A 4,197-nucleotide genomic window follows, 5' to 3' on the forward strand; every position below is an offset into this window, starting at 1 on the left:
CCGCGAACACTGGGCCGAGGTCCGTGCCGGACAGGTCGGGCAGGCAAGCGATGGCGAGCCGGCCGCCCGCCCGCAGGCCGCGGCCGATGTTCGCGAAGGCCGCTATGGGGTCGCCGAAGAACATGACGCCGAACCGGCTGACGGCCACGTCGAAACCGCCCGGCGGAAGCGGGTAGACCTGCGCGTCTCCTTGTTCGAAGGTCACGTTGCCGATGCCTTCTTCCGCCGCCCTGGCGCGGGCCCTGGCCAGCATGGGCCCGGATAGGTCCAGGCCAGTGGCCTGGCCGTGCGGGGCCCGGCTGGCGGCGAGCCGGGTCAGCTTCCCGTTCCCGCAGCCGACGTCGAGCACGCGGCTGGTCTCGCCGATCCCGGCGGCGTCGAGCAGTGGCTCGTTGAAGCCGCTGTTGACGATGTCGTAGCGGTCGTCGTTGGCCGCCCAGTGCTCTCCCTCGTAGCCGTTCCACGCCTCGGCCTGCGCGGTGTTGACGATGAGCGTGTCCGTCATGATCTCCTCCTTTATGAACAACGTTCATGAACAGTGTTCATAATAAGCCGCCCGTCCCGGGGATGTACAGAGCCTTGTGGGCGCGTCGCGAAAAGCGCTACAAAGATGGAGTCAGACCCAAAGGCAATAGTCGAATGTTGGGCCGGTCCCGGCCCGGGCGCGTCACAGGGGAGCGCGAAATGGCCAGCAGCGATGGCGTCCGGGATCTGTTCGCGTCGCCGCGAGTCCTCTCCGCTGACGGCGGCGAGCCGGGTGAACTGCTGCTTCGCTCGGCCGAGGAACTGGGCGAGTATCCGGTGACGGTGGTGCATAGCCTGCGGGAATGGGCGGGGATCGCTCCCGAACATCCTTTGATATCCGAACGGGCCCGTGGTGACTGGCGGACGGTCAGCTACGGACGTGCGGTCGCGGCGGCCGATGCCATTGGACAGGCGCTGCTCGACCGGGACCTCGGCCCCGGCCGGCCCCTGTTGGTGCTCTCCGGCAACGGCGTGGACCACCTGCTGGTGACGCTCGGCGCAATGATGGCGGGCATCCCGGTCGCACCGGTCAGCGTCGCCTACTCACTGCAGAGCCGCGACCACGCACGGATCAGGGACATCGCCGGGCTGATCGGCCCGGGTGCCGTGTTCGCCGCGGACGCGGCAGCCTTCGAGGCGGCGCTCGACGCGCTGCCGGGCATCCCCGCCGTCGTGAGCGCGGGTCACCGGGACGAGGCGGAGCAACTGTCCGTTCTGATGAATACGAATCCGGGCGAGGCAGTGCGGACAGCCTTCGCTAACCTCAGCCCGGACGGAACGGCGAAGATCCTTTTCACCTCCGGCTCGACCGGGGCGCCGAAGGGCGTGCTGAACACGCACCGGATGCTCGCCGCGAACCAGCGGATGATCCGACAGGCCTGGCCGTTCCTCGGCTGGGAGCGGCCGGTGATCGTGGACTGGCTGCCGTGGAGCCACACGTTCGGCGGCAATCACAACCTGAACATGATGATCAGCTCGGGCGGCACACTGTACGTCGACGCGGGGCGGCCCGTGCCGGCGCTGTTCGGGCAGACGATCAGGAACCTCACCGACGTGCCGCCGACCATCTACTTCAACGTCCCAGCGGGATACGCGCAGCTGGTGCCAGCGCTGGAAGCCGACCCGGAGTTCGCTGCCCGCTTCTTCTCCCGGCTGCGGCTGGTGTTCAACGCCGCGGCCGCGCTGCCCGCCGCGCTCCGCGACCGGCTCGCGGCCGTCGCCGAACACACCGTCGGCCGCCAGATCCCGGTCACCGGGTCCTGGGGCGCCACCGAGACCGCACCAGCGGTGACCAGCGCGCACTTCCCGTTCACCGACGCCCGCTGCATCGGTGTGCCGCTGCCGGGCGCGGAGGTCAAGCTGGTGCCCGCCGACGGCGACGCCTGCGAGATCCGGGTGCGCGGCCCGATGGTGACGCCCGGCTACTTCGGCCGGCCGGACCTGACCGCGGCGGCGTTCGACGCCGACGGCTTCTACCGGACCGGCGACGCGGTCGCGCTCGCCGACCCAGCCGACCTCTCTGCCGGGCTGGTCTTCCGCGGCAGGATCGCCGAGGACTTCAAGCTCGCGTCCGGCACGTTCGTCCGGGTCGGCGCGGTGCGCACCAGGCTGCTGTCCGTGATCCCTGTGCTCTCCGACGCGGTGCTCGCGGGGGAGAACAGGGACTACGTATCCGCGCTCGGCTGGCTGAACGCGGCCGAGGCCAGGCGGCTGCTCGGCGGCGAGCCAGCGGCCGACGGGGAGCTGATCGTGCACGGCGAGCTGCACAAGCTGCTCGCCAGGGCGCTCGCCGAGCACAACGGCGCGGCGGGATCCGCGGCGCGTGTCGAGCGGCTCGTCGTGCTGGCGAGCCCGGCCAGCCTGGACGCCGGGGAGATCACCGACAAGGGCTACATTAACCAGCGCCGGGTGCTCGCCCGCCGGGCAGGCTTGGTGGACATGCTGTACGCCGACCCCGTACCGGCGGGCGTCGTCGTCGCGGAAAGGACCTCCTAGTGCAGACACTGCTGCCTGGCATTGCCGCCGAGCGGGTGCCCACCAGCCGGATGACCGCGGCCGTGCTGTCGGTGACCGGGCGGACCGGGGATCCGGTGCTGTTCGTGCACGGCAACGTGTCGTCGTCGCTGTTCTGGCAGCCGACCATGCTCGCGCTGCCGGACGGCTACCGGCCGCTGGCGGTGGACCTGCGCGGCTTCGGCGAGACGGACCCGGAACCGGTGGACGCGACCCACGGGCTCGGCGACTACGCCGACGATCTGGCCGCGGTCATCGAGGCGCTGGGGCTACCTCCGGTCCACCTGGTGGGCTGGAGCATGGGCGGCGGGGTGGTGCTGCAGTACCTCGCCGAACGGCCCGCGGCTCACCGCGCCGCGTCCGTGACCCTGGTGGCGCCCGTCTCTCCCTGCGGATTCGGCGGTACCCGCGGGACGGAGGGCACGCTGTGCGATCCGTCCGGAGCGGGTTCTGGCGGCGGTTCCGTCAATCCTGACTTCGTGGCGCGGCTGGCGGCGGGCGACCGCAGCGCGGACAGCCCCACGTCACCGCGACAAGTGCTGCTTGCCCACTATGTGAAGCCGCCCTTCGTGCCGCCCGAGCTCGACATCTTCGTGGAGTCGATGCTGTCGACGCGGACCGGCGACGACCACTATCCAGGTACCTCTTCGCAGGTGCCGGACTGGCCAGGGTTCGTTCCCGGCGACCGTGGCGTGCTGAACACCATGGCGCCGGTCCATTTCCGGATCACCAGCCTGGCGGCGCTCTCGCCCAAGCCGCCGATCCTGTGGCTGCGGGGCACGGACGACGTCATCGTGTCCGACACCTCTCTGTACGACCTCGCCTACCTCGGGTCCATCGGGGCGGTTCCCGGGTGGCCGGGGCCGGACGCGTGGCCGCCGCAGCCGATGCTCGGGCAAACCCGTGCCCTGCTGGACGGCTACGCCGCGGCGGGCGGGCAGTATCGCGAAACCGCCATCCAGGACTCGGGACATGGTCCGCACCTTGACCAGCCGGCGGGGTTCCGCGCCGCGCTGGCGGAGCATCTGGCTGGCGCGCGGCAACGTTAGGGCCTCGGTGTCTTCCTGCCGTGCGTTGCGAGGTATTCGGCGGCCAGCCATGGGCCGAGGTCGTCGATGAGCATGCCGAGCGCTGAGCGGTCCGCGGTCGTTTGCGTGGCTGCTTCCGCCGCTAGCTCCATCTGCTCGCGGCGCTCCGGGTAGTAGCGACCGAAGACAGCCGCCGATTCGTCCAGGTCGCTCGTCCAGCCGCCCCAGCGGGGCATGACCAGGGTGAATCCTGTTCGCACGAGGCGGCGGCCGACGCGGCGGCTCATCGCTTTCAGGTCGGCGTCGGACTCGGCGTGGCTCAGCTGGGCATGCCAGCGGGGCAGCAGGTCGCCTACGTCGCCATTCGTTTCCCTGGCGAGCAGCGACGTGGGACGGTACCTGGGCAGCTGAGCCGCCAGGTCCTCGCCGATCAACGGCGTGCACAGGCACGCGACGAACCAGCCGAGATCGTAACGTTCAAGGTCGCTGAGCAGGGCGGCCGTGCTGGCGAGCCCGATTCCCGCGCCGTTGATCTGGGTGAAGCTCGAATCGAGCATGCTCTCCAGGGTGGCCACGACCTTGCGGTCGGCGTCAGTTGGCTCATGCCGCAGCGCGAGCAGCATGTCGAGAT

At 70.4% G+C, this 4,197-nt stretch carries 4 protein-coding genes; 2 read left to right on the forward strand and 2 right to left on the reverse strand.

The window, feature by feature from the left end; genetic code table 11:
• Positions 1-505 (reverse strand): class I SAM-dependent methyltransferase (locus tag WA805_RS13265; protein WP_425242479.1); only part of this gene is annotated, 505 nt, incomplete at its 3' end.
• Between the two features lie 179 nt (positions 506-684).
• Between WA805_RS13265 and WA805_RS13270 the strand changes: the two genes are divergently transcribed.
• Together WA805_RS13270 and WA805_RS13275 are read left to right on the forward strand one after the other, a co-directional pair.
• A complete protein-coding gene (locus WA805_RS13270) occupies positions 685-2,520 on the forward strand; it encodes a feruloyl-CoA synthase (protein ID WP_424562591.1) in 1,836 nt (611 codons plus the stop codon).
• A complete protein-coding gene (locus WA805_RS13275) occupies positions 2,520-3,587 on the forward strand; it encodes an alpha/beta fold hydrolase (protein ID WP_425242480.1) in 1,068 nt (355 codons plus the stop codon). The genes WA805_RS13270 and WA805_RS13275 overlap by 1 nt, the downstream gene beginning before the upstream one ends.
• Here WA805_RS13275 and WA805_RS13280 read toward each other — a convergent pair.
• The coding region (locus tag WA805_RS13280; RefSeq protein WP_425242481.1) for a nucleotidyltransferase at positions 3,584-4,197 on the reverse strand (614 nt) is incomplete at its 5' end. The two genes, WA805_RS13275 and WA805_RS13280, sit on opposite strands and share 4 nt — an antisense overlap.

It is taken from the genome of Trebonia sp. (genome assembly GCF_049794275.1).
In the GTDB taxonomy this organism is placed as follows: Bacteria; Actinomycetota; Actinomycetes; order Streptosporangiales; family Streptosporangiaceae; genus Trebonia.

What these genes read in the sequence shown, in the direction of transcription:
- WA805_RS13270 (WP_424562591.1), top strand. Translation starts at nt 685, where the DNA reads ATGGCCAGCAGCGATGGCGTCCGGGATCTGTTCGCGTCGCCGCGAGTC.